Annotated in this window: 22 protein-coding genes; 4 read left to right on the plus strand and 18 right to left on the minus strand. The window is 39.5% G+C overall.

All coding sequences use genetic code 11. The features are described 5' to 3' along the window. Positions 1–18: 18 nt before the first annotated feature. The 5 genes from CRN97_RS05085 to rsmH all read right to left on the minus strand — a co-directional run bounded on the left by CRN97_RS05085 (position 19) and on the right by rsmH (position 4,800). Complete coding sequence (locus CRN97_RS05085) at positions 19–1,125, minus strand: cation diffusion facilitator family transporter (protein ID WP_097076094.1); 1,107 nt, start codon at positions 1,123–1,125, stop codon at positions 19–21. A gap of 1 nt (position 1,126) precedes the next feature. Beyond that, positions 1,127–1,471: a helix-turn-helix domain-containing protein gene (locus CRN97_RS05090; RefSeq protein WP_033153681.1), complete on the minus strand. Its 345-nt coding sequence runs from the start codon at positions 1,469–1,471 to the stop codon at positions 1,127–1,129. 78 nt (positions 1,472–1,549) lie between these two features. Continuing rightward, positions 1,550–2,551: a diguanylate cyclase gene (locus CRN97_RS05095; RefSeq protein ID WP_179670684.1), complete on the minus strand. Its 1,002-nt coding sequence runs from the start codon at positions 2,549–2,551 to the stop codon at positions 1,550–1,552. A gap of 232 nt (positions 2,552–2,783) precedes the next feature. Then, a complete protein-coding gene (locus CRN97_RS05100; protein WP_097076096.1) occupies positions 2,784–3,740 on the minus strand; it encodes a Gfo/Idh/MocA family protein in 957 nt (318 codons plus the stop codon). A 16-nt stretch (positions 3,741–3,756) separates the two neighbouring features. Then, on the minus strand, positions 3,757–4,800 hold the full coding sequence (gene rsmH, locus CRN97_RS05105; protein WP_097076097.1) for a 16S rRNA (cytosine(1402)-N(4))-methyltransferase RsmH: 1,044 nt from the start codon (positions 4,798–4,800) through the stop codon (positions 3,757–3,759). A 158-nt stretch (positions 4,801–4,958) separates the two neighbouring features. Between rsmH and CRN97_RS05110 the strand changes: the two genes are divergently transcribed. After that, positions 4,959–5,564 (plus strand): HAD family hydrolase, encoded by a 606-nt coding sequence (locus CRN97_RS05110; RefSeq protein ID WP_044937450.1) that lies wholly within the window; start codon positions 4,959–4,961, stop codon positions 5,562–5,564. A 33-nt stretch (positions 5,565–5,597) separates the two neighbouring features. On the opposite strand, the gene CRN97_RS05115 is transcribed toward CRN97_RS05110, so the two are convergent. Next, the gene (locus CRN97_RS05115; RefSeq protein ID WP_074788786.1) at positions 5,598–7,082 is read right to left on the minus strand and encodes a DUF1846 domain-containing protein; all 1,485 of its coding nucleotides are present in this window, start codon (positions 7,080–7,082) and stop codon (positions 5,598–5,600) included. A 211-nt stretch (positions 7,083–7,293) separates the two neighbouring features. Here CRN97_RS05115 and CRN97_RS05120 point away from each other — a divergent pair, with 211 nt between their 5' ends. After that, positions 7,294–7,935, plus strand: coding sequence for a DUF4867 family protein (locus CRN97_RS05120; protein ID WP_097076098.1), 642 nt, complete (start codon positions 7,294–7,296; stop codon positions 7,933–7,935). A 51-nt stretch (positions 7,936–7,986) separates the two neighbouring features. Here the strand turns inward: CRN97_RS05120 and CRN97_RS05125 are convergent, their stop codons facing one another. Then, entirely contained in the window at positions 7,987–9,519 is a 1,533-nt protein-coding gene (locus tag CRN97_RS05125; RefSeq protein ID WP_330400083.1) for an alanine/glycine:cation symporter family protein, read from the minus strand. A gap of 211 nt (positions 9,520–9,730) precedes the next feature. On the opposite strand from CRN97_RS05125, the gene CRN97_RS05130 reads away from it, so the two are divergent. Then, positions 9,731–11,092 (plus strand): MATE family efflux transporter, encoded by a 1,362-nt coding sequence (locus CRN97_RS05130; RefSeq protein ID WP_097076100.1) that lies wholly within the window; start codon positions 9,731–9,733, stop codon positions 11,090–11,092. Here CRN97_RS05130 and CRN97_RS05135 read toward each other — a convergent pair. The 6 genes from CRN97_RS05135 to CRN97_RS05160 form a co-directional block, all read right to left on the minus strand. After that, positions 11,089–11,964, minus strand: a complete 876-nt coding sequence (locus CRN97_RS05135; protein WP_242962002.1) for an aldose 1-epimerase family protein — start codon at positions 11,962–11,964, stop codon at positions 11,089–11,091. The two genes, CRN97_RS05130 and CRN97_RS05135, sit on opposite strands and share 4 nt — an antisense overlap. An 18-nt stretch (positions 11,965–11,982) precedes the next feature. Then, the gene (locus tag CRN97_RS05140) at positions 11,983–12,465 is read right to left on the minus strand and encodes a GNAT family N-acetyltransferase (RefSeq protein ID WP_097076102.1); all 483 of its coding nucleotides are present in this window, start codon (positions 12,463–12,465) and stop codon (positions 11,983–11,985) included. A gap of 61 nt (positions 12,466–12,526) precedes the next feature. Beyond that, positions 12,527–13,063: a cysteine hydrolase family protein gene (locus tag CRN97_RS05145; protein WP_097076103.1), complete on the minus strand. Its 537-nt coding sequence runs from the start codon at positions 13,061–13,063 to the stop codon at positions 12,527–12,529. A gap of 14 nt (positions 13,064–13,077) precedes the next feature. Further along, the gene (locus CRN97_RS05150) at positions 13,078–13,494 is read right to left on the minus strand and encodes a DUF523 domain-containing protein (RefSeq protein ID WP_097076104.1); all 417 of its coding nucleotides are present in this window, start codon (positions 13,492–13,494) and stop codon (positions 13,078–13,080) included. A 79-nt stretch (positions 13,495–13,573) separates the two neighbouring features. Further along, positions 13,574–14,374, minus strand: coding sequence for a hypothetical protein (locus CRN97_RS05155; RefSeq protein WP_097076105.1), 801 nt, complete (start codon positions 14,372–14,374; stop codon positions 13,574–13,576). Positions 14,375–14,813: 439 nt separating this feature from the next. Further along, positions 14,814–15,815, minus strand: a complete 1,002-nt coding sequence (locus tag CRN97_RS05160; RefSeq protein WP_097076106.1) for an HD domain-containing phosphohydrolase — start codon at positions 15,813–15,815, stop codon at positions 14,814–14,816. 84 nt (positions 15,816–15,899) lie between these two features. Between CRN97_RS05160 and CRN97_RS05165 the strand changes: the two genes are divergently transcribed. Then, positions 15,900–16,481: an Hpt domain-containing protein gene (locus tag CRN97_RS05165; protein ID WP_097076107.1), complete on the plus strand. Its 582-nt coding sequence runs from the start codon at positions 15,900–15,902 to the stop codon at positions 16,479–16,481. Positions 16,482–16,483: 2 nt separating this feature from the next. On the opposite strand, the gene CRN97_RS05170 is transcribed toward CRN97_RS05165, so the two are convergent. The 5 genes from CRN97_RS05170 to CRN97_RS05190 all read right to left on the minus strand — a co-directional run bounded on the left by CRN97_RS05170 (position 16,484) and on the right by CRN97_RS05190 (position 21,775). After that, positions 16,484–17,833, minus strand: a complete 1,350-nt coding sequence (locus CRN97_RS05170; RefSeq protein ID WP_179670685.1) for an ABC transporter substrate-binding protein — start codon at positions 17,831–17,833, stop codon at positions 16,484–16,486. Beyond that, positions 17,826–20,330 (minus strand): response regulator, encoded by a 2,505-nt coding sequence (locus CRN97_RS05175; RefSeq protein WP_097076109.1) that lies wholly within the window; start codon positions 20,328–20,330, stop codon positions 17,826–17,828. The genes CRN97_RS05170 and CRN97_RS05175 overlap by 8 nt, the downstream gene beginning before the upstream one ends. Before the next feature lie 106 nt (positions 20,331–20,436). Next, positions 20,437–20,739 carry a Dabb family protein gene (locus CRN97_RS05180; RefSeq protein ID WP_044937419.1) on the minus strand — a complete coding sequence of 101 codons (303 nt, stop codon included), beginning with the start codon at positions 20,737–20,739 and terminating at the stop codon, positions 20,437–20,439. Positions 20,740–20,767: 28 nt separating this feature from the next. Next, positions 20,768–21,121, minus strand: a complete 354-nt coding sequence (locus CRN97_RS05185) for an arsenate reductase family protein (protein WP_097076110.1) — start codon at positions 21,119–21,121, stop codon at positions 20,768–20,770. A gap of 18 nt (positions 21,122–21,139) precedes the next feature. Further along, entirely contained in the window at positions 21,140–21,775 is a 636-nt protein-coding gene (locus CRN97_RS05190) for a methylated-DNA--[protein]-cysteine S-methyltransferase (RefSeq protein WP_097076111.1), read from the minus strand. Positions 21,776–21,783: the final 8 nt, after the last annotated feature.

Below are 21,783 nucleotides of genomic sequence, written 5' to 3' on the forward strand. Positions count from 1 at the left end.
ATTCCTCCTAAAACTAAATTAATCACTTAAGTCGATGTCCAAGTTAAGATTAAATGTATATTGTGGATATTTTTCCTTAAGTGCATTATTAATACTTTCAAAAGTCTTTTTTCTATTTGGGTCATCGAATCTGATAACCACATCAAAGTTGACACTCTGATTAGCTTCATCATAGTAGAATCCATGAATCTGCTTAACATAATCGAATGTCTTCACAAACTTTGAAAGCTCTTTTCTAAGTATATCAGCTGGAGAATCCTTTTTGTTTTTGCAGTAGATGCCGATTCCTTCAAGGCCAACACCTGTCTCCTGATATACCTTATGAAAGATTTGTCTTTGAAGCTGATCAAGATGAGCCATTCCCATATCCTCATCAACCTCTATATGTATCGAACCAACGTAACGGTTTGGTCCATAATTGTGTAAGCTAAGATCATATGCCCCTAGAACTTCATCAAAGCTGACAACAGCTCTCTTCACATCATGAGAAAGCTGCATTTCAACACGCTCTCCAAGAATCTGTGAGATTGTTTCTGAAATCATATCGTAGCCTGATTTGATGATGATAACTGAGATGATGGCACCAAGCCAAGCCTCAAGACTTATACCAAATACAATAAAAATGATTGCAGCTACAAGTGTTGTTGCAGAGATAACCGAATCCAGCTTTGCATCCTCACCAGATGCGATAAGTGAACCTGAATTAACACTCTCCCCAACTTTTTTAACGTATGTTCCAAGTACAATCTTTACAACTACAGCAACAGCCACAATAATAAGGCTTGCTGTGTTGTATTCTGGATACTGTGGCTCAATTATTTTCTTAATTGATTCGATAAGTGATGTTATGCCGGCATATGAAACGATAATTGCAATGATGGCAGCAGTGATATATTCAACTCTACCGTGTCCCAGTGGATGCTTTTTATCTGGTGCCTTATTTGCAATTCTTGTACCGACAATGGTAATTACTGATGATAAGGCATCACTTAAGTTGTTTACTGCGTCAAGGACAATTGCAATTGATCCTGTAACAAGACCAACAAACGCTTTAAATCCTGCCAAAAAGCAATTGGCAACAATACCAATCAAACTGGTTTGAATGATCTTTTTATTTCTGTCCATTTTATTTCTTATTCCTTAATCCCTTAACATAATTTGTAAGCTCTTCTTTTGTTTTCTTGTTGAGCTTTTCCATCTTTTTGAGTACAGCATATTCAGCAGTTCCTTCGCTGGCGATGAGGAAATCTACCTCTCCTGCCCCTTTCGAAGGAATTGTGTCCTGAAGTAACTCAAAAGGTGAAACATCTAGTACGTCGCAGATTGCCATAATCTTGTCTGACGATGGATTTGTTTTCTTTCTCTTCCAATCGCTGATAGTGCTTTGTGCAATACCAGTCTTTTCAGCTAACTGAAGCTGAGAAACACCTTTTTCATCCATCAACTTAAAGATACGTTCACTAATAATCATCCTAATACCCCTCCATAACTGTAAAATCCCACGTTAATAACTCTATTGTATATACGATAACACAATATAACTTTATCCTCAAGACAACTGGTGATGTGACTGTTTTTCCACATACATCAGCTTGTCTATAAGTTCTTGGAACTGTTTAGCTGTAAGACTACTGTCGTGATTGTAGCTTTGGAAGCCACAGCTTATGCCAACTCCCTGAGGCCAATTATTGCGAGCGCTCTGCTTTGCAACGTAATCCCTCACCTCATCTATCTTTTCGTTTATCTGATTCATGTCCAATTCATCAGTGATTACGCAGAACTCATCTCCCCCAAAACGTCCTATGGCTGCCGACCTTCCAAAGGTATCTACAAGAATGTCAGCAATAATTTTGATTGCCTTATCCCCTTCCTCATGACCCATACTGTCATTAATATCTTTGAAATTATCAACATCCATCATGATTGCAGTAAAGTCTTTTCCACTGGAAATGGAACTTTTAACCATGTCCTGCATTTTGATATCCAGCCCTCTTCGGTTTAGTACACCAGTGAGGTAGTCGATGTTTACATCCCTGCTTTGATAGTAGAAAAATACAATCAAACATCCCAAAGATATGCCTGCGTATGTGCAATCGATATTGGCAATGAATATCTGTAGCAGTGCTCCGATTAATGATAACGCCGGCAAAAACAATACTGCTGTCTTGTATTCACTCATAATGTGCTTATTAAATACCAGCGCATAAACAAGCAACATGAAAATGAACAACAGCATAAATCCTGCTCTTATAAAGAAGAATGGACCACGATAGTAAATACCATTTTCAAAATAGAAAAACCATTTCAGCCCGAACAACGCTGATATTGAAACGAATACTATATTTAAAACTGCAAAGAGTTCGAAGCAATATCTGATTGGACGTCTATGCTTTAAATCTTCATCATCCATCCAGCAATCCAGATAATACATGGCGTACAATATATCAAGTGGATCCAATAGGAAGATTAAAAAGTACCCCAGATATCCCAAGAATAAATACTTGTCTGGATACATCTCGCCTATACGACCAATAGTTTCAGATAGTAACAAAATCAGTGTGCATACAAGGATTGCCGAATACTTGCGCCCTTTCTGCAACCTGGAAATCTGATTTTGAAATATCAGCAGCAATATTAATAAAAATGATGTAAAAAAATTAAGTATAACCCAGCTCTCTGCCTCAACCATAAAAAGCCTTTCGTAATAGATCTTTAAAGATAAAATATGCTAAAACAAACACTCCGTTTATTTTAGCATATTTATTGTGTAAAACTGTGAATTATTAATTCGTTTTATCGATAATGCTCATTACCTGAGCACTGTATTTAAGCAATTGTTCATTAGCTTCAAAATCCTTCTCCTGAATGATGCGCTTGAATTCTGCAAATTCAAAGTAAAGTCTATGACTTCCATCCGATAGTGAAACCTCTTTTGTTTCTGTATCAGCATCATTGAAAAGAACATCGTATTCTGTCATACCATTTACATGAGGGTAAATACAGATTGTTGCATCAACACCCTGGATTGTAGATGGGCCAGGTGCCACACAATCCTTTGCTCCAATGCAAAGAACCTTGAAATTGCCATAATCTGCAGTTAGTACACCGCTTGTATCTACGCCCTTTTCCATATTTGCATCATATCTTACAGAATCAGGCTCTCCAAATAGGCCAACCATTGCAGATATGTTGTACACATTTAAATCGCGAATAGCTCCTCCGTCATGAGCAGGATCAAATACTGCTGGCACCATTTCGCCGCTGTGGAACTTGCTATATCTACTAGACATCTGGCTGTAGTTAAACACGCAAAGCTTTATATCACCAACCAGCTTAACATCCTGCTGCAGCTGCTTGTAGGCTGGCATATGATAAATACTCATAGCCTCAAAATACATAACGTTATTGGCTTTTGCTAAATCCACAAGCTCCTGAAATTCAGCAAGACTCTTTGTAACAGGCTTTTCGCAGATTACATGCTTTTTAGCCTGAAGTGCTCTCTTTGTGTATTCATAATGCAAATCATTAAGTACACCTACGTATACAACGTCAACGTCAGACTTAAGCATTTCATCATAGTCCGTAAATACGGTATCTAAATGATATTTTGCTGCCATGGCATCCAGCTTATCTTTGCTTTTCTCTCTGCCACAGATATAAATCTTTTCAAACTCAATCTCGTCAATAAACGAAAGCACTTCCCCAACAATAACACCATTTCCTGCTATTCCTAAAACCATTATTCTCCTCGCTTTCTTACTGTTTTATTGCCCATCTCATCTTGGTAGATTTACTTCTAGGATTGATTCTGCATTCCTCCGCCGATGGACGTATCACATCTGAAGAAACATCAGCATATACTCCTGCTTTCTTCAATTCCTTAAATGATTTCTTTACCAGCCTATCCTCTCCTGAATGGAAGGTAAGGATGGCAACTCTGCCACCTGGCTTTAAAATCCCTGGTAACTTTTCAAGGAATGAGTATAACACTTCAAACTCGCTATTAACGTCTATACGAAGTGCCTGGAATACTCTGGCACAACTCTTTTTAATAGCCTGGTCCTTTTCATCCTTTGGAACCTTCCAAAGAGCCTCTGCAATTGCCTCTCGAAGGGCTGTGGTGGTGTCCATAGGATTCCCTTTTGCCATAAGTGTAAACACCTTGTGTGCGATTTCCTCAGCATATGGCTCATCTGAATTTTCTATCATCATCCCAACAAATTCTTCCTCAGTGATGTTGTGAAGACGTTCTGCTGCACTCTCACCATGGTCTGGATCTAGTCTTAAATCCAACGGGCCATCAATTTTATAAGAAAATCCGCGTTCAGGATTATCAATCTGCATTGAAGATACTCCTAAATCCGCAAGAACGAAATCAAACTTGCCTGCCTCTTCGGAAACTTTATCTATGTTTGCAAAATTGATAAGTCTAAACTGGAAGTTGTCCTCTCCGAAACCGGCGGTGCGCAAGCGTTCTACTGTTTTGGCAGATTCGATTGGATCAACATCCAAGCCGTACATAATGCCCTGCCCCTGAAGCTGCTCCAACATCTTTCTTGTGTGTCCACCATATCCAAGGGTGCAATCCAACCCCTGCTGCCCTGGCTGTATCTGCAAGAAATCAAGAATCTCCTGCACCATAATGGAAATATGCATGCCAGCAGGTGTTGAACCCTTGCTGATTACATGCTCAATTGTATCTGCATATTTTTCAGGATTATGCTCTTTATATTTTTCCTCAAACTTTTTTGGATATTTTCCTGAGTAATGAACTCGACGTTTATGCTTTTTCTCTTCCATATTTCTCCATATTTCTAATTTTTTCTTATTTAACAGATCTATTAAATTATAATATAAGGACTCAAACAGTATCAATAGGATTGAAAGTCCTACAGCAGTTTTGCTAAACTAATAGCTGGCGTTTTAAATATTTGACCTACATACAAAGGGGGATACTTATGATAAAAACTATTATTTTTGATATTGGCGGAGTCCTTATTGGATACGATTGGACTGCATATATGATGAAGGAATTTAATAACGATGCTGAGCTAGTTGAGCGAATCAAGGCTAATGTCTTTGGTGAGAAATGGGCTGAGGTTGACAGAGGCGTTCTTACAAATGACGAATTAGTAGCCTCTTTTATCAAGGATGCTCCTGATATAAAGGATGAAATCATTCACTTTTGGGAGACTGCTGGTGATGCTCTGTGGCAGTACGACTTTGCAAAGGATTGGATTCGCGATTTAAAAAATCGCGGCTATCAGCTACTTTACCTTTCAAACTGGTCTTCTCACATGAGGGAAGGCGCACTAAAGCAACTTGATTTTCTTCCAATGCTTGATGGTGGCGTGTTCTCATACGAAGAAAAGCTTATCAAGCCAGATCATGCCATCTATAATCGTATAATCGAAAAATATAATTTAGTTCCTGAGGAATGCGTATTTATTGATGACAGCGAACCAAACGTAATCGCTGCCAGAGAATGCGGTTTGAATGCCGTATGGGCAAAGGACAAGAATCACGAAATTGCCCTTAAAGAATTAGAAGCTCTTTTGCAATAAAAGAGCTTCTATTTTTTTATATTTAATTATTAATTAGCTGTGATAAAGCTTGTTGCCTTCGTAACGTGGCTCACATGTAAGGTGAACCCCAAGCTGCTTAAATACACCTACGTCTACAGAAGAAAGAATAACTGATGAATGTACCTCTGCACCTTCCATCATTGGAATGCAATCATATGCCTTCTTTGCATTTTCGTTGCTGATTGATTCCATTGAAAGAGCAATAAGAAGCTCATTCAAATGAAGGTGTGGATTGTGGTCACCTAAATGCTTTGTCTTAAGATTCATAATAGGTGTAAGAATCTCAGGTGAAATAAGCTTAATCTCATCAGGGATGCCTGCTAAATGCTTTAGTGAATTAAGCATCATAGCTGATGAAGCACCAAGCATCTGAGAAGTCTTACCTGTGATAATCTGACCATCTGGAAGCTCCATAGCTGCACATGGTACTCCAGTCTGCTCTGCCTTGATGTTTGCAGCAGATACAACTGGTCTGTCTGATACAGAAATGCCTGCCTTTTCCATTAAAAGCTCAAGCTTCTGAATAGCTGAATCACTTCCATCGCCCTTGCGCTTAGCAACTACGGCCTCATAGTAACGACGGATGATTTCCTGATTTGATGCATTTCTACAAACATCATCATCAACAATTGCGTTTCCTGCCATGTTTACACCCATGTCTGTAGGTGACTTGTATGGAGATTCGCCAGAAATCTTCTCGAACATTGCCTTAAGAACAGGGAAAACTTCAACATCACGGTTGTAGTTAACAACAGTCTCGCCGTATGCCTCAAGATGGAATGGGTCAATCATGTTGACATCATTCAAATCTGCTGTTGCAGCCTCGTATGCAAGGTTTACAGGATGGTTAAGTGGTAAATTCCAGATTGGGAATGTTTCGAACTTAGCATATCCTGCCTTTACGCCACGCTTTGACTCATGGTAAAGCTGAGAAAGGCATGTTGCCATCTTTCCACTTCCTGGACCAGGTGCAGTAACAACTACAAGTGGACGAGTTGTTTCAATGTAATCATTCTTTCCAAATCCCTCATCAGATACGATAAATGGAATGTTTGATGGGTAACCTGGAATGATGTAGTGTCTGAATACCTTAAGACCGAGAGCCTTAAGCTTTTTCTCGTATGCTACTGCTGATGGCTGCTCTGCAAACTGAGTAAGAACAACAGAACCTACGTAAAGGCCATAGCTTGTAAAAGCATCGATAAGTCTGAGAAGGTCCATATCGTATGTGATACCGATATCTCCACGAACCTTGTTTTTCTCAATATCGCCAGCCTTGATAGCGATTACGATTTCTGTTTTGTCTGCAAGCTCCTTGAGCATAGTGATTTTTGCATCTGGCTTAAATCCTGGCAAAACTCTTGATGCATGGTAATCATCAAAAAGCTTTCCACCAAACTCAAGATAAAGCTTTCCACCAAATTGATCGATGCGCTCTCTAATTCTTTTAGATTGCATCTCTGTGTACTTTTCGTTACTGAATCCTATTTTTCTCATGTTTTCCTTCTTCTAAATAAAATCAAATGATTGAAATATATCTTTTAATGGCTATAAGTTTATCATGGATGGGCTTTTAATCCAATAATTTTAGTATAAAAACAAATCAATTTTTAGCCACTAATAGTTAAATAATTGCTACGACAAATAACTCTGCTCGTTATAGTATCTTATTAGGATTTAAGGTAAATAATGTACTAGGAGGATAAGTATGGAAATTTTAAAAGTAACAGATCCAGAGTTTACCAACTATGGACGAATCATCGAGGGATATGATGCAGAAAAGAAAGCAATCATGGAGGCTTTAAGAGACAACACTCCTATTCCAGAAGGCACAGAGTATGTTGCCGAGGAACCAGCTCTCCAGAGCTTAGCTGCTGCAGACAAGATTTCTAACTCACTCTTTGGTGGCTCTCCAATGCAGTTTGGTTGGTGCAATGGTCACAACACAAAGCTCAACTGCCTCGAGTATCACCGCTCAAGCGAAATCAATTTAGGTGCTACAGATTTCATCCTTCTTCTTGCAAAGAGAGAGGAAATCGTAGATTACAAGCTTGATTCAAGCAAAGTAAAAGCTTTCTTATGTCCAAAGGGAGTGATGATTGAAGTTTATGCAACTGCTCTTCACTACGCTCCATGTCAGGCTCACAAGGATTCAGGTTTCCAGGTATTAGTTGGCCTTCCAAAGGGCACAAATGTTGGCAAGCCTGAGTTTACTGCTGACAATAAGGAGGATACTCTTTTGACTGCTACAAACAAATGGCTTCTTGCTCACGCTGAAAGCTCTGAAGCAAAGGATGGCGCATGGGTAGGAATTACAGGCGAAAATATCGATATCGCTGCTGACATCTAATATCTAAATAAGCATAAAAAATGGCGGATTAAACCGCCATTTTTATTTGTCTTAAATTGCTTCTGAATCCAGCTCCTCATCACTGGAAATAGACTCCATCAATTCCATTTCATGAAGCTCCTGTATATCCTCCAATGCAGAAAGCATAGGCTTTACATCCTTATGAAGAATCTTTCTTTGAACATAGTTTTGAGTAATCTTCATAACTGTTCCGCTAAGTGCAAGCACACCGATAAGGTTTGGAATAGCCATCATACCATTGAGAGTATCTGAAATATCCCAGGCAAGGCTCAAATCCATAGTAGCTCCTACTACGATGAAGGCTACGAAAATCACCTGATAAATCTTTACATTCTTTCTACCAAATAAATATTCAAATCCCTTGCTTCCATACTGGCTCCAGCCAAGTGTTGTTGAGAAAGCAAAAAGCAAAATCGCAATTGCGATAAAGCCGTATCCAAACTTACCAAATACTGTTGAGAAGGCTTCTGCAACAAGTGCTGTGGATACCTGGTCTGAAATTACAACGCCTGTTTCCAAATCTACAAGGCCGCTTGAAAGAACCGTAAATGCGGTAATCGTACATACGATAATTGTGTCAGCAAATACCTCGAAGATTCCCCACATTCCCTGAACTACCGGCTCTCTAACATTCGAGCTGGAATGAACCATTACAGATGAACCAAGACCTGCTTCGTTTGAAAATACACCTCTCTTCATACCCCACTGAACAGCCATGGCAACGCCACTACCTACAATACCGCCGCCAACAGCTCGCATACCAAAGGCTCCCTTTATAATAGAAGTGAATACCGCTCCTGCCTGATCAATATGGACAATACAAACGATTAACGCACAAATCAAATAAATAACTGCCATGAAAGGCACTAGTTTTTCTGTAACTGATGCGATTCTCTTAAGACCGCCAACAATAACAAGGCCACCAAGAATCATAAGGAAGATACCAGTTGCAATAGCTGGGATTCCAAAGGCTGATTTGATGTTTACTGCAATTGAATTTACCTGGCCCATGTTTCCAATACCAAATGATGCACCGATGCAGAAAACGCTAAACAATACTGCTAGCCAAGCTCCCACATGTCTCATTCCCTTTTTAGAACCAAGACCGTCTCTAAGATAATACATGGCGCCACCGCACCACTCATTTCTCTCGTTTCTTCTTCGATAATAAATACCCAACACATTTTCTGAGAAGTTTGTCATCATTCCAAAGAAAGCAACAATCCACATCCAGAAGATTGCACCAGGGCCACCTGAAGCGATAGCTGCTGCAACACCGGCAATATTACCTGTTCCGATTGTAGCTGCAAGTGCTGTACAAAGACTTTGGAACTGAGAAATCTGAGTATCCTCTTTATCTGTGTGTGCTGTAACATGTGAGTCCTTGAAAATACCACCGATAGTATTCTTTATCCAATGCTTGATGTGAGTAATCTGGAAAAACTTGGTCAAACAAGTCATCAGAATACCGGTACCCACTAAAAGAATGAGCATTGGTAATCCCCATACGAATCCATTTACTGCACTATTAACCTTTTCTACGATTGATAAAACTCTTTCCACAGGCATATCTCCCTTTACATCTTATTTGGCTAGTTGCGTCTTGCGCGGACATTTGTCCTCCTACGCAAGACAATTTTAGATATATTCTAACGCTTCACCAAGCTAAAGTAAAGTATTTTTTTATTCTTATAATTTTGTTAGCAATTATTGCTAAGACATACCCCAAAAATGCAGATATAATGTGGGAAAAGTGCCATAAGGAGAACGACATATGACAAGCAAGAATATTACAGATATGACTCAAGGGAACCCAACTAAACATCTTCTGTTATTCGCCCTTCCAACCCTTATTGGCAATATCTTTCAGCAAATATACAACCTTGCAGATTCTATCATCGTTGGCCGATTTGTAGGTGCAAACGCTTTCGCTGCTATCGGTGCCACCAGTTCTATCACATTTCTATTTTTTGCCTTGTGTAACGGAATAGGCGGAGGCGGCGGAATTGTTGTTTCCCAATTTTACGGTGCACACGAAGATGCCAATGTAAAAAAATGTATTGTTAATACTGCATTGATTATGCTTATCGTGCCACTTGTAATAGGTACTTTGGGCTTTATTTTTGTTCCTCAATTTTTACGAATTCTAAGCACACCGGAAAATATTCTTTTTGATGCCATTTCCTACACTCGATATATGTGCGTAGGTTTGCTTTTTGTTTCTTTATACAATTTTCTATCCTCTATGCTTAGAGCTTTGGGGGATTCAAAAACACCTTTATATTTCTTGATTTTCTCAATCGTTTTGAATATCACACTAGATATCATTATGGTTTGTATTCTTCATAAAGGAATTCAAGGCGCAGCACTTGCAACTATTATTTCTCAATTAACATCAGTTATTCTATGTAGCATCCACGCCTATAGAACAAATCCGTATTTCCGTTTTACATGTGATGATATTCAGCTTTCTCGTCAGATGTGTTACCGCGTCATACGACTTGGTGTACCTATGTCTATTCAATTCGGCTTGATTGCTATATCATCAATGGCTGTTCAGCGAATTGTAAATTCCTACGGCACTATCGTGGTTGCCGCTTTCACTGCTACAAACAGAATCGAGCAACTGATACATCAGCCATATACAACACTTGGCACCTCAATTTCTACCTTTAGCGGGCAGAATTTCGGTGCCAAGAAAAATGATCGTGTACTATCAGGATACTATTCGGGAATACGCATCATGATTATACTGACTCTTCTATTAATTTTTATTATGCAGTTCTTTGGTCGCGCCATCACTGGGCTTTTTGTAGATGATGAAGCCATCATCTCGCTTGGTGCCATGGGCCTTCGAATCACTAGCCTGTTCTACCTTGCACTTGGAATGATTTACGTCATTCGCGGTGTCCTAACCGGAATCGGCGACGCCTTCTTTTCATTGTTCAACGGAATTGTCGAGATCATCTGCCGTTTTACCATTCCAGCATTATTCTGTAGCTACCTAGGCTTTGGTGAAACCGGAATTTGGATTTCATCAGGCGTTGTTTGGCTCATTAGTGGCGTTACTGCATGGATTAGATACCTTACCTACTTTAGAAGCAAGATTTCCGTTGAAACAGGTACCTCTATTTAAAATACTTGAATATCAAAGCTTACCTGGAATATGTCTGTGATACTTAACGTATTTCCGTATTCACGTTCCTCTAATTTTTGATTGAAGCCAACTCTATCGCATCGTCCATACCATGGTTCGATACATACAAATGGTGCGTGCTTTCCTACTGGAGACCATACACCAAAAAGTGGTGCATCAAACTTAACTGCTATTACATCCTGACCGTTGTCATCAATGAGTGTCACCTTATCTGATTGTCTATCCTCAATGATAAGGGCGTCTCTGCTGAAAAGCTCATCTGACATTGCAAGTACTCCATTTTCAAGCTCAAACTGCTTCTGTTCATCTCCTAAGCAGCCACTGCCATCATCTGCAATAATATTTGCGGTAATCTTTGCATTAGGCTGATTGTCTTTTTCGAATCGGAGTGTATAAGTATCTAAATCGCAATTGAATGCTGGATGCCCGCCAATCGAGAAGTACATAGTTTCTTCGTTTGGATTTTCAACCTTCCATTCAACATTTACAGTATCATTTACCAATCTGTAAGTAATTACAAGTAGGAATGAAAATGGATATTTCTTTCTCGATTCTTCGTTATCTTTAAGTAAAAAAACAAGCTCATTTTCAGTCTGTCTGCCAAGCATAAAATCCATATCTCTGGCAAAACCGTGCTGCCCCATTTCATATGTCTGGCCCTTAAACACAGACTTCTTCTGATAGTAGTTTCCTACAAGTGGGAAAAGCACTGGTGCTGTACGTCCCCAGTATGCAGCATCTGCCTGCCACATAAGCTCCTTCTCATCAGCTTTTCTAATAAGTGATTTAATCTCAGCTCCATGCTCAGCAACTGTAAGCTTTATTTTGTCATTTTCTAATGTGTAGTTCATAATAACGTGTCCTTCCGATTATAGTTCCATTTCATAGCAAAGCATTGGTTGCTCATACAACTCACATTCCCCAACCTTATTAAACTTAAATGCTGAATAGCATTTAAGCGCTTTTAGATTATGCCTATTTACTAAGAAATGAAGGCTCTTATAGCTTCTATTTTTTAGCTCTTCCAGGCCTTTTTCAATCATCTCTTTAGCTAAGCCTTTGCCTTGGCAATCTGGACTAACCGCAAGCCTTGAAAGCTCTCCACCTGGCTGCAATTCATCTGTCCAGCAATCTAAATTATTAACAGAATCATCGTCGTCTATTGAAATAGCAGCAATTATCTTGCCCTCTTCTCTCATTACAAGCAAAGCATCCCTGGATAAATCAAAATCTATCTCTTCCATTGTAGGATAGTATTCATTCCAAGGGCAATATTCCCTACCAAGCTGTGCCTTATAAAGTTTAAGAATCTCCTCTTTGTCTTTTACTGTAGCTTTTTCGATTATTCGCATGTTGGCCTCCCTTTCTTGCTAGACACATTATGTCATTTTGTGTCTGTTCAAGCAAGAAATATCACTCAGGAACTTCATTTTTGATTCTATGCTCTGCTTCCTTAACAGCTACACAGTCTGCAAAACGTTTTGGCCACATCATCTCATTGTAATATCTGTATGTAGTCTCAGCATCCATATAGTCATTGTCAAATGTAGAGTTGCATCCAGCTGGAACAATAACCTTATAGCCTCTATCAAAGGCTGACTTTACTGTGGCATCTATGCAGAAGTTTGTCTGGAGGCCTACTATCATAAGTTTCCTTGTGCCAGTCTGCTGTAAATAAGATACAAAGTTTGGATTACCAAAGCAGCTATTCACTGTCTTGGTAAAAATACGCTCTTTTCCTATTGGCGCAACCTGATCTGCAATTTCATAGTCCTCATCACCTGCAGAGAAACCTGAACCTGGGCCATCGTCATGCTGTACATAAATGACCTCTACATCATTCTCTCGTGCTGTCTGTATCAGCCTTGCTGTGTTATCTATAAACTTCTGATAATTGTATAATCGCTCATCTGTAATTCCTTTTTGTACATCAATAACCAGTAAAACCATTATTGCCCCCGTTTCTATAAGTCAGCCACATCTACTACTTTTATTCCATTTTGCTTGAGAAGCTCAACAAACACTCCATTTCCAGGTATTAGATTTCCTGAAAAAGTTCCATCATAAATAGTATTAACCCCACAGGATGGACTCCTTGATTGTAGTATCACAAGCTCTGCATTCTTATCTAAAAGAGTTTGCAACGCTTTCTCAGCACCATCTCTAAATTCAGCATCCACAGAATATCCATCCTTGTGCTTTACAACACCATCAACTATTTCTGCTGATTCCCTTGGTGTAGGGAGCCCGCCTAAAACTTCAGGGCAAACAGGCACAACCTCATGCCCCTTTACATATTCAAGTGTCTTTTCACTATAATTATTGCCCCCATTGTATTTGCAGTTCTCCCCTAATAAACATGCACTAACGCCTATGACCATATTAGTATTCTCCACTATTCCCATTCCAAGCTTTTATTGCACACATTATGTCATTTGTCGTTCTATAAATCAATAATTATCATACGCAATATTTCATTATTTCTCGTATAACATCCTTACTATTAAGCGGAATATCAAATGTTTCCATAGACAAAATCAAATTATCCCCTAAGTGATAGCCACTTCTGCTGTAATCATAGATTTTTAGCATGTTCTTTTTGGCATAGTCTTCGTTGTCAATTAACCCTAGATGTTCCCAGTAAATAGTCTTTCTTTCTCTTATATTTAGAACTGCAAAATCCGGGTATACGATATGTCCGATAGAAAGTTCTAGATACGGTTCATATACATAAGGCACATTATATTTTGCAAACAAATCAGCTATTATCTTTTCTGACTTTGATCTAACTCTTTCCCCATTATTTGTTTGGATTTTACCATCCTCAAAAAATGTGTTTTGATTTCCAGCATGTTCCTGCTTCCAGCGCTCTATATACATTTCATCTGTTTCTATAATTGGCACAACTATATTTCGCTTACTTAAGGGAAGCTTATTATAAATAGAATGAATATCCTCAAAGTCACACCTTTTAATAGTCTTTTCGATTTCCTTTTCCATTTTCTTAAGCTTACTATTTACTGCCGCCTCATAGTCACGCTGTATCATCTTTTTTACCAGTGTATATTCACCGTTCTTTGCATATTTGCTTTCACCTGTTTCAGGATCAACGAAATAATACTGAACACAGTTATTGCTTGTGGATGACCTAATTCTCTTATTAGGAAGCCCCCTATACTTGGCAAGATTCTTCTGTGATTTCTGTAATAACTGATTTATTTCCGTCTGTTTTTCTATTAATAATTCCTTGTAATCTTTCAAAACCTCTTTTTTCTATGAAAAATATTGGATTTTTTTGATTTCCTACGGTTGAGATTAGTTTTTTGTAATCTCAACCGTAGCGATTTCTTCAAATCATCAAAATACCTACGGCTATTCTTTGAACTCGAAAATCTTACCCGTAGGTCACCAACTGACACTACGGTTGTAATCACATAAACGCAATAATAGCCGTAGGTAAAACTCATAATCACTACTACTGCTCTTTATTACTACGGTCGAATAATAGAAATACTAATTTGAACCGTAGTATTTTCGTATGATTGGGATTTTTTCTCTGAAAATAAAATAAGACTCTTTAAAATGTTATAAATAAAAGTTAACGAAAAAGATTTCCATATAATATAACGTCAGAATTCAAATTTGTCAACAACTAGCTCCTATATTCCCGTATCAAATGCCCTATACAAGCCTAATTCGCTTATACATCTGGGAACGCCCCTTCATCAATCATTTCTATCATAATATCCGCAAACTTAGGGTCAAACTGGGAGCCTTTGCCCTTTTCAATTTCCCCGCGGACCACTTCAACAGGTAGTGCTCCTCTATAGCTTCTGGTGCTGGTCATGGCGTCATAGGCGTCGGCTACAGCGATGATTCTGGCTTCCTCAGGAATATCGTCGCCAGCAAGGCCCTCTGGATAGCCTTTTCCATCGTATCTTTCATGATGCCATTTAGCGCCTGCTGCAAGGGAAGGCATTTCCTTTATATTGCCCAGAATCTTGCCACCAATGCCCGGATGCTTCTTAATCTTGGCAAACTCTTCGTCTGTAAGTCTTCCTGGCTTGTTAATAACTTCATCAGGAACTCCTATTTTTCCAACATCATGCAGAAGCCCCATCATAAAAATCTGCTCCTGGTGCTTCTCATCATAGCCATATCTCTTTGCTATCTCTTTTGAATAAATCGCTACTCTTCCTGAATGGCCCTTTGTGTAGTTGTCTTTGGCATCGATGGCATCTGCTAGGCTTTCAACTACGTGCAAAAAAAGGTTCTCGTTCTCCCTTGTTTTCTCCTCAACCATGCCTTCAAGATTTCTCTGGAGCCTGATAAGTTCCACAGCATGCTTCACTCTAAGCACCAGCACGCTTGCCACAAAAGGCTTTCTAATAAAGTCCATTGCACCAAGTGAAAGCCCCTTTGTCTCTGTATCCTCATCTTCATTGCCTGTCAGGAAAATCACAGGTGTATCCCGCCAGCCAGCTTCACACTTTTTAAGCTCTTTAACAACTTCAAATCCATCCATTTCAGGCATACTGATATCCATAAGGATAAGGTCTGGAGCCGGATTTTCCCTGGTGTACTCCAAAAGTGCCTTTCCGGATTTCAAAACTACTGCTTTGAGTCCAGAGCTTGTAAGGGTATTCCAAGCCTTTTTTAAAATAATAGGATCATCGTCTACAACTACAATCTGTGGTATCATTTTTTGCCTCCCCTATGCATTCCTCCTGCTAGTTTATACCGGATTTTAATAGTGGTATACTCAACTTATGGAGGAGTACGATTTATGAATATTAATATACCTGGTATTGATGTAGAAAAAGCTATCAAAAACGCTGGTTCAGAGGAACTCTTTTTGGAGCTCCTAGGTGATGTATACAAATTAATGGATGACAAGATTGCTTCAGTAGAATCCAATCTTGCATCCGGGAATATATCCAACTATACCGTCGAAGTACATTCACTAAAAACCACCTGCCGCATGATTGGAGCCATTGAGCTTGGCGAGGATTTCTTTACTCTAGAAAAACTCGGCAAGGACAATGACGTGGATCAAATCAAAGCACTTACACCAGGTGTCTTAGATACATTTAAAGGTCTAAAGCCTTATCTTGAGCCATTTGCTTTAAATAGCCTTGGGCCTCAAAAAAGCTTTGATAGAGAGGCCCTGTCAAATAATCTAAATATGCTCATCGCTGCTGTGAACGACTTTGATTTAGGAAGTGCAGAAGATACTGCAAAACAGCTTCTTTCCTATAAATGTGATGAAGCTCTTTCAACCCAAATCAAAGACTTGGATAAGCTCGTTTCTAATCTTGATTTCGATGAAGCAAAAGGGCTTGCACTGCAAATCCTTAGTAGCTTATAGGCCTACTCCGTCGGTATTGAACCATAGTTTGCAACGGCTTCATCCACTGTCATTTCTCCATTTACAATTGCGTAGGCTGCTGCTCTATATTGCTTTACGGCTGTATCGAGAAGCTCTGTATCCCTGAAGTTTACAGTTCTAGCCTCTGGAAAGTCTGCCAGGGAAGCGTACACTTCATCAAGGGAATAATCTGTGGTAGGTGTAATAAGACGTTTTTCTGCTGCCATGAGTCCAAGCTCTTTTTCACTTGTAAGGAATCTGATAAACTCATTTGTCATGTCCAGGTTTACACTGTTTTTATTAACGCAGAATAATATGGAAACTGAATCCATATAGTATCCACCTTCATCTCCAGAAGGTGCTACGTAAAAATCATAGTTGAAAGGATTAGCCGAAAAAGCTTCGGACTGTCCTTCTCTCTTTTTTGTTCCAGAAACAACATCGCCTGAGCAAAGCATCATAGGAACATCTCCTTCGAAAAATCTCAAGATTACTGAATTGTAGTCATCTTCGATTTCCGCTGAACATTTAGCAACATCTATACATCCTGAGTCTACAAGATCTTGTAGTCGCTCTAAAGATGGCCTCATTGCCTCACCTGCTGATGGTTCCAAATTATTAAGGCCCTCCTCTATACTTCTATCATCCTTTACAGTCTTGGCAAACATAGGATAGCTAAATGCATAGCCGATACCTGGCGTAGTTGTTGTGTTTGCTCCCATAAGAGGTGATTCATAGCCAGCTTCTTTGAGCTGTTGGCATACATCCTTCAATTCCTCAAATGTGTTCGGAACCTCAAGGCCTTCCGTTTCAAAAATGTCCATATTTACAAGCATTCCGTAGGATGTGGCAAATACAGGCAATGTGAGGATTTCTCCATCATCCATCTCCCATTTAACGCTAGAACGAATGCAATCTAAATTGATTTCAAGCTCAGGGTCAGACAAAATCTCTGCCCCATCAAACAGTGATGCAAATTGCTCATCCCCGTACATCCATGGCTGCACAACGTAGATATCTGGTGGCTCCTGGCCTGCAAGTGCAGGACCGATTGTATTTCTGTAATCATCCAGATATGTGTACTCAATCTCCCCATTTGGATAGTGCTCGTAAAATCTGTCGATGGTGCTCTCCAATGATTCAAAGTTTGAATAGGTTCCCACCACAGACAGCTTATACTCAGTGTCTGCTTCATATTTAGGGGAGAACTGGTTCGTTGAATTTTCTTGCTGATTAACCTGAGTCTCACTTTGTTCCAGACTCTGATTTTGAGTCTGTCCACAGCCTGCCGATGTAATCGCCAGCATTGATATGAAAGTCATAGCTAATATTGTTTTAATCTGTTTATTCATGTTCTCTCCTTTCTTTATCAGCAACCTTTGCAAAGAAATCATCTATTAAAGACGTGATTTCAGTTTCACTCTTCTCCTTAAAACTATCTCGAATAATCTTGTCCGGTTCCCCTTCAGCCAGATTATCCAGCTTGTCATCCATGATAATCAGGTCCGCCTCATGAGACTTTAAATAGGCTGTAGCCTGGGCCGTAGATTTTGACACTGCCACCTCGTATTTATTCGATAGCAATTCCATAAGCTTACGTAAGAATTGGATATCTTCGTCCACTAACAGGATTTTATACTTCTGCTCAGGCTCTCTATCCACCTGCTTTATCAAATCCGAAGATATGTATGTGCAAAGCATATTCTCAAGCCTGCTTGTATCAATAGGCTTAGTGAGGTAATCATCAAAGCCTGCATTTATATACATTTCCCTCATTCCGGATACCGCATTTGCGGTAAGGCAAATGACAGGCGTTTTAGCGTTCGGCGTGTCAGTGCACTCTTTCATTTCCTTTATAGTTTCAATACCATCCTTATCAGGCATCATATGATCCAGGAAAATCACGTCATAGAAATTACGTTTAAATAAAGTCAGGCATGCATCTCCGCTTTCCGCCGTATCTATCTGTATCTTAGTTTCCCTAAGTAGATTTCCAAAAACCTTAAGGTTGATTTCATTATCGTCAACTACAAGGATTCTTGCATCTGGCGCCACAAAACGTACTTTGTACTGCTCTCTTTCCTTAAGAAAACTCTTGTAAGCCGAGTCAAATTCCCCTAGCGGCTCCCATTTCACAACCTTTTGTTTTAAATCAAAGGAAAAAACAGACCCCCGACCATACTCACTTTCTACCTGTATTGAGCTTCCCATCATATCCAAGAAGCTTTGGGCAATGGCCATCCCCAGGCCAGTTCCTTCTATGTTGCGATTCTTCTTTTCATCAATTCGCTCAAAGGCTGCAAATAATTTGTCCAAATCCTCCTTTTTAATGCCAATTCCTGTATCCTCCACACTCACGTGAAGCATTACATAATCAGGATTGTCTTCACATTTAGTGCTGTTGATTGAAAAGGTTACGCCACCCTCTTTTGTATATTTCACAGCGTTTGAAAGAATATTGGTAATTACCTGCTTAATCCTTATTTCATCACCGTGCAAACATCTTGGAATATTTGGGTCCACATCTAGCTTGAAAATAAGATTCTTTTCGTCAGCCTTCCTCTGAACCATATTTACAATATCATTCAAAAGTGATGCGCAATTATAATCCACATTAATGATTTCCATTTTCCCTGCTTCAATCTTTGAGAAGTCGAGGATATCATTGATAATTCCAAGAAGCGTATTTCCTGCGGCCCTGATATTTTCTGAATACATTAGGATTTCGTCATCGTGGCTGTCTCTTAAAATCATTTCATTCATGCCGATTATGGCATTCATTGGAGTCCTAATATCATGTGACATGGTAGACAGGAAATAGGATTTTGCTTCATTTGCCTGGTTTGCAGCCTCAGCCGCCACCGTTAGCTTGCGGTTGAAATTAAGAAGTATCATCAGGTTAAAATGAAGAAGAATCAAAAGTCCTGCAACAACGATTCCCAGGATTAGCCAGTCAATGGACCTGTTAAGGGTTAGCTCGTAAGCTGGAATGTAAGCAACCAAAAACCATGAATCCAGACCGCTTAAAGGGGTATAGGCTATCACGCAATCCTCGTCCTTGGAATTGTGGATATGCATGGAACCAATGTCAGTGCGAATCGTCTCTACCACCTGGTTATATTCCTGGGCTGACATCGGATTATAGGACTTAAAATACTCAAAGAAATTGCTATTTTTCAAGGACTTTCCATGAATCATGTAGTCCCCATCCCAATCTATTAGGGATATTTCCACATTTTCATACTCACCCTTCAAAAACACCAGCTTCTGCTCCAGACGGCTTACAGGAACCACTCGAATTATAAGGGCGTCTCGCATCTCTTCTGTCTCACTATCCAAGACCTTAATGTTGTTTAAAAAAGCGATAGACTGGACACCATTCAATGGATTGGTGTACGCCCTAGTTAGATTGACCGCACCATCCACGTTACTGATTTCCAAGTTTTCAAAAATATTAATATGGGAATAATTTACTGAGTAATCCGATGGATCTGTAGACCTGGCGTTAGTGGAAATGCCCGCCATAGAGCCATCGTCTATATAGATAAGATGTCCTGAAATCTCAGGAGAAATTTTTGCTTTTCGAATATAAGAAATGGCCTCATCAACTGTCATAGGAGTCCCTGCCTCCGCAGACCCGTTGATGTAATTAGCCCAAATATCACACAGATGCTGCTCATCCTCCAAATAATTGGCGACAATCTGCTCTGTTGTGGTTGTCATTTTCTCAAAAGACGCAATCGAAGACTGATTTGATTCTACCGCTCTATCGTTAGCATACTTCACGATAATGAAAAGAATCAAACCTACTATCAAAATATTAATGATAACAATATATCTTTTCTTCAACTCTCGTCCCCTGTACTTAGTTCACAATTAACTTATAATGTACAGGTTAATTATAACATTTAACATGCAGGGAATTTGTTAACAAATCTTTAATTAATACATATTTCTAGATTTCAAAGTCCAGACAGCTTCTGATTTTAGTGTAAGGTCTCACCTTTCCATCTGCCACAGCAACATGCTCTGGATGTACGGCATAGCCTTTAAGAGCCTCCTCACTTTCAAATGTAGAATCAAGCATTAAATCTGCATTTGAGCTTGCAAGACCATTGATGTTCACTTTGATATCAATCATTCCTGGGATTTTTCCGGCCAAGCCTTCTAAACCTTCTTTGATTCCAAGCTTTACTTGCTCCTTTTCCTCAGCTGAAAGCTCATCCTTAAGTGTCCATAAAATAATGTGTTTTACCATGTCTATTCTCCTTTTATTAGTTGTTTCGTTACTTAAGTGCCTGTGCCCACTCGGCCTCTTTGAAGCCCAGAAGAACTGTATCCTCAGTAATGACAAGCGGGCGTTTTACAAGCATTCCATCTGTTGCTAAAAGATTAAGCTGTTCTTCCTCACTCATATCTGGAAGCTTCTTGGAAAGCTCCATCCCTCTGTAAAGCTGGCCGCTTGTGTTGAAGAATTTCTTAAGAGGCTGATTACTTTTTTCATATGCAGCTTTGAGAGTAGCTTTGTCTGGATTGTTGCCTTTGATATCAATTAAATCATACTTGATTTTATTATCATCAAGCCACTTCAGAGCCTTTTTACAAGTAGTACATCTTTCATAACAATACACTTTAATCATAATCCTAGTCCTCCTATTTTAAATATTATTAATATCCATTCCGAATTTACCAAGATCTACCTTTCCGTTTTGGACAACGATTCCATCTGCCTCTAATAGATTCTGCTGAACGCCAGCTCCTCCAAATACGTACTCATCCGCCAGCTCACCTTTGGAGTTTACCACTCTATAGCAAGGAATGTTTTCAAAATCTGGATTTTTGTGTAAGGCATTCCCCACTGCTCTGCTCATTTTAGGATTGCCTGCCATAGCAGCCACCTGGCCGTATGTAGCAACCTTGCCCTGTGGGATTCGTTTCACTGCTTCGTATATACGTTTTGTAGGAGAATCCGTCACGAGATCAAAGCTTTCTGCAATCATGCGCTTAACATCATCATCTGGAATGCTTCCATCTAGAATTACAGTATTCCAATGCTCCTTATTCTGATGATACCCCGGAATTACCGCATCATAAGTGCGCCTCCAGAAATCTCTCCATTCAGGGTCACATTTCAGATTCAAACAAATCTGCCCGTCTTTTTCATATGACCAAAGGAACGCCTTTTTACTTGGCTTCACCCTAATGAGTTGCCAGTTAGGATCGTGAAATGGCGCCTCCTGATATGTATAAGGAAATGTGAGCCCGTAGCTTAATGCTTCCTCTCTGGTTTTCATTATAGTCC

It is taken from the genome of Pseudobutyrivibrio ruminis DSM 9787 (assembly GCF_900218035.1).
In the GTDB taxonomy this organism is placed as follows: domain Bacteria; phylum Bacillota; class Clostridia; order Lachnospirales; family Lachnospiraceae; genus Pseudobutyrivibrio; species Pseudobutyrivibrio ruminis.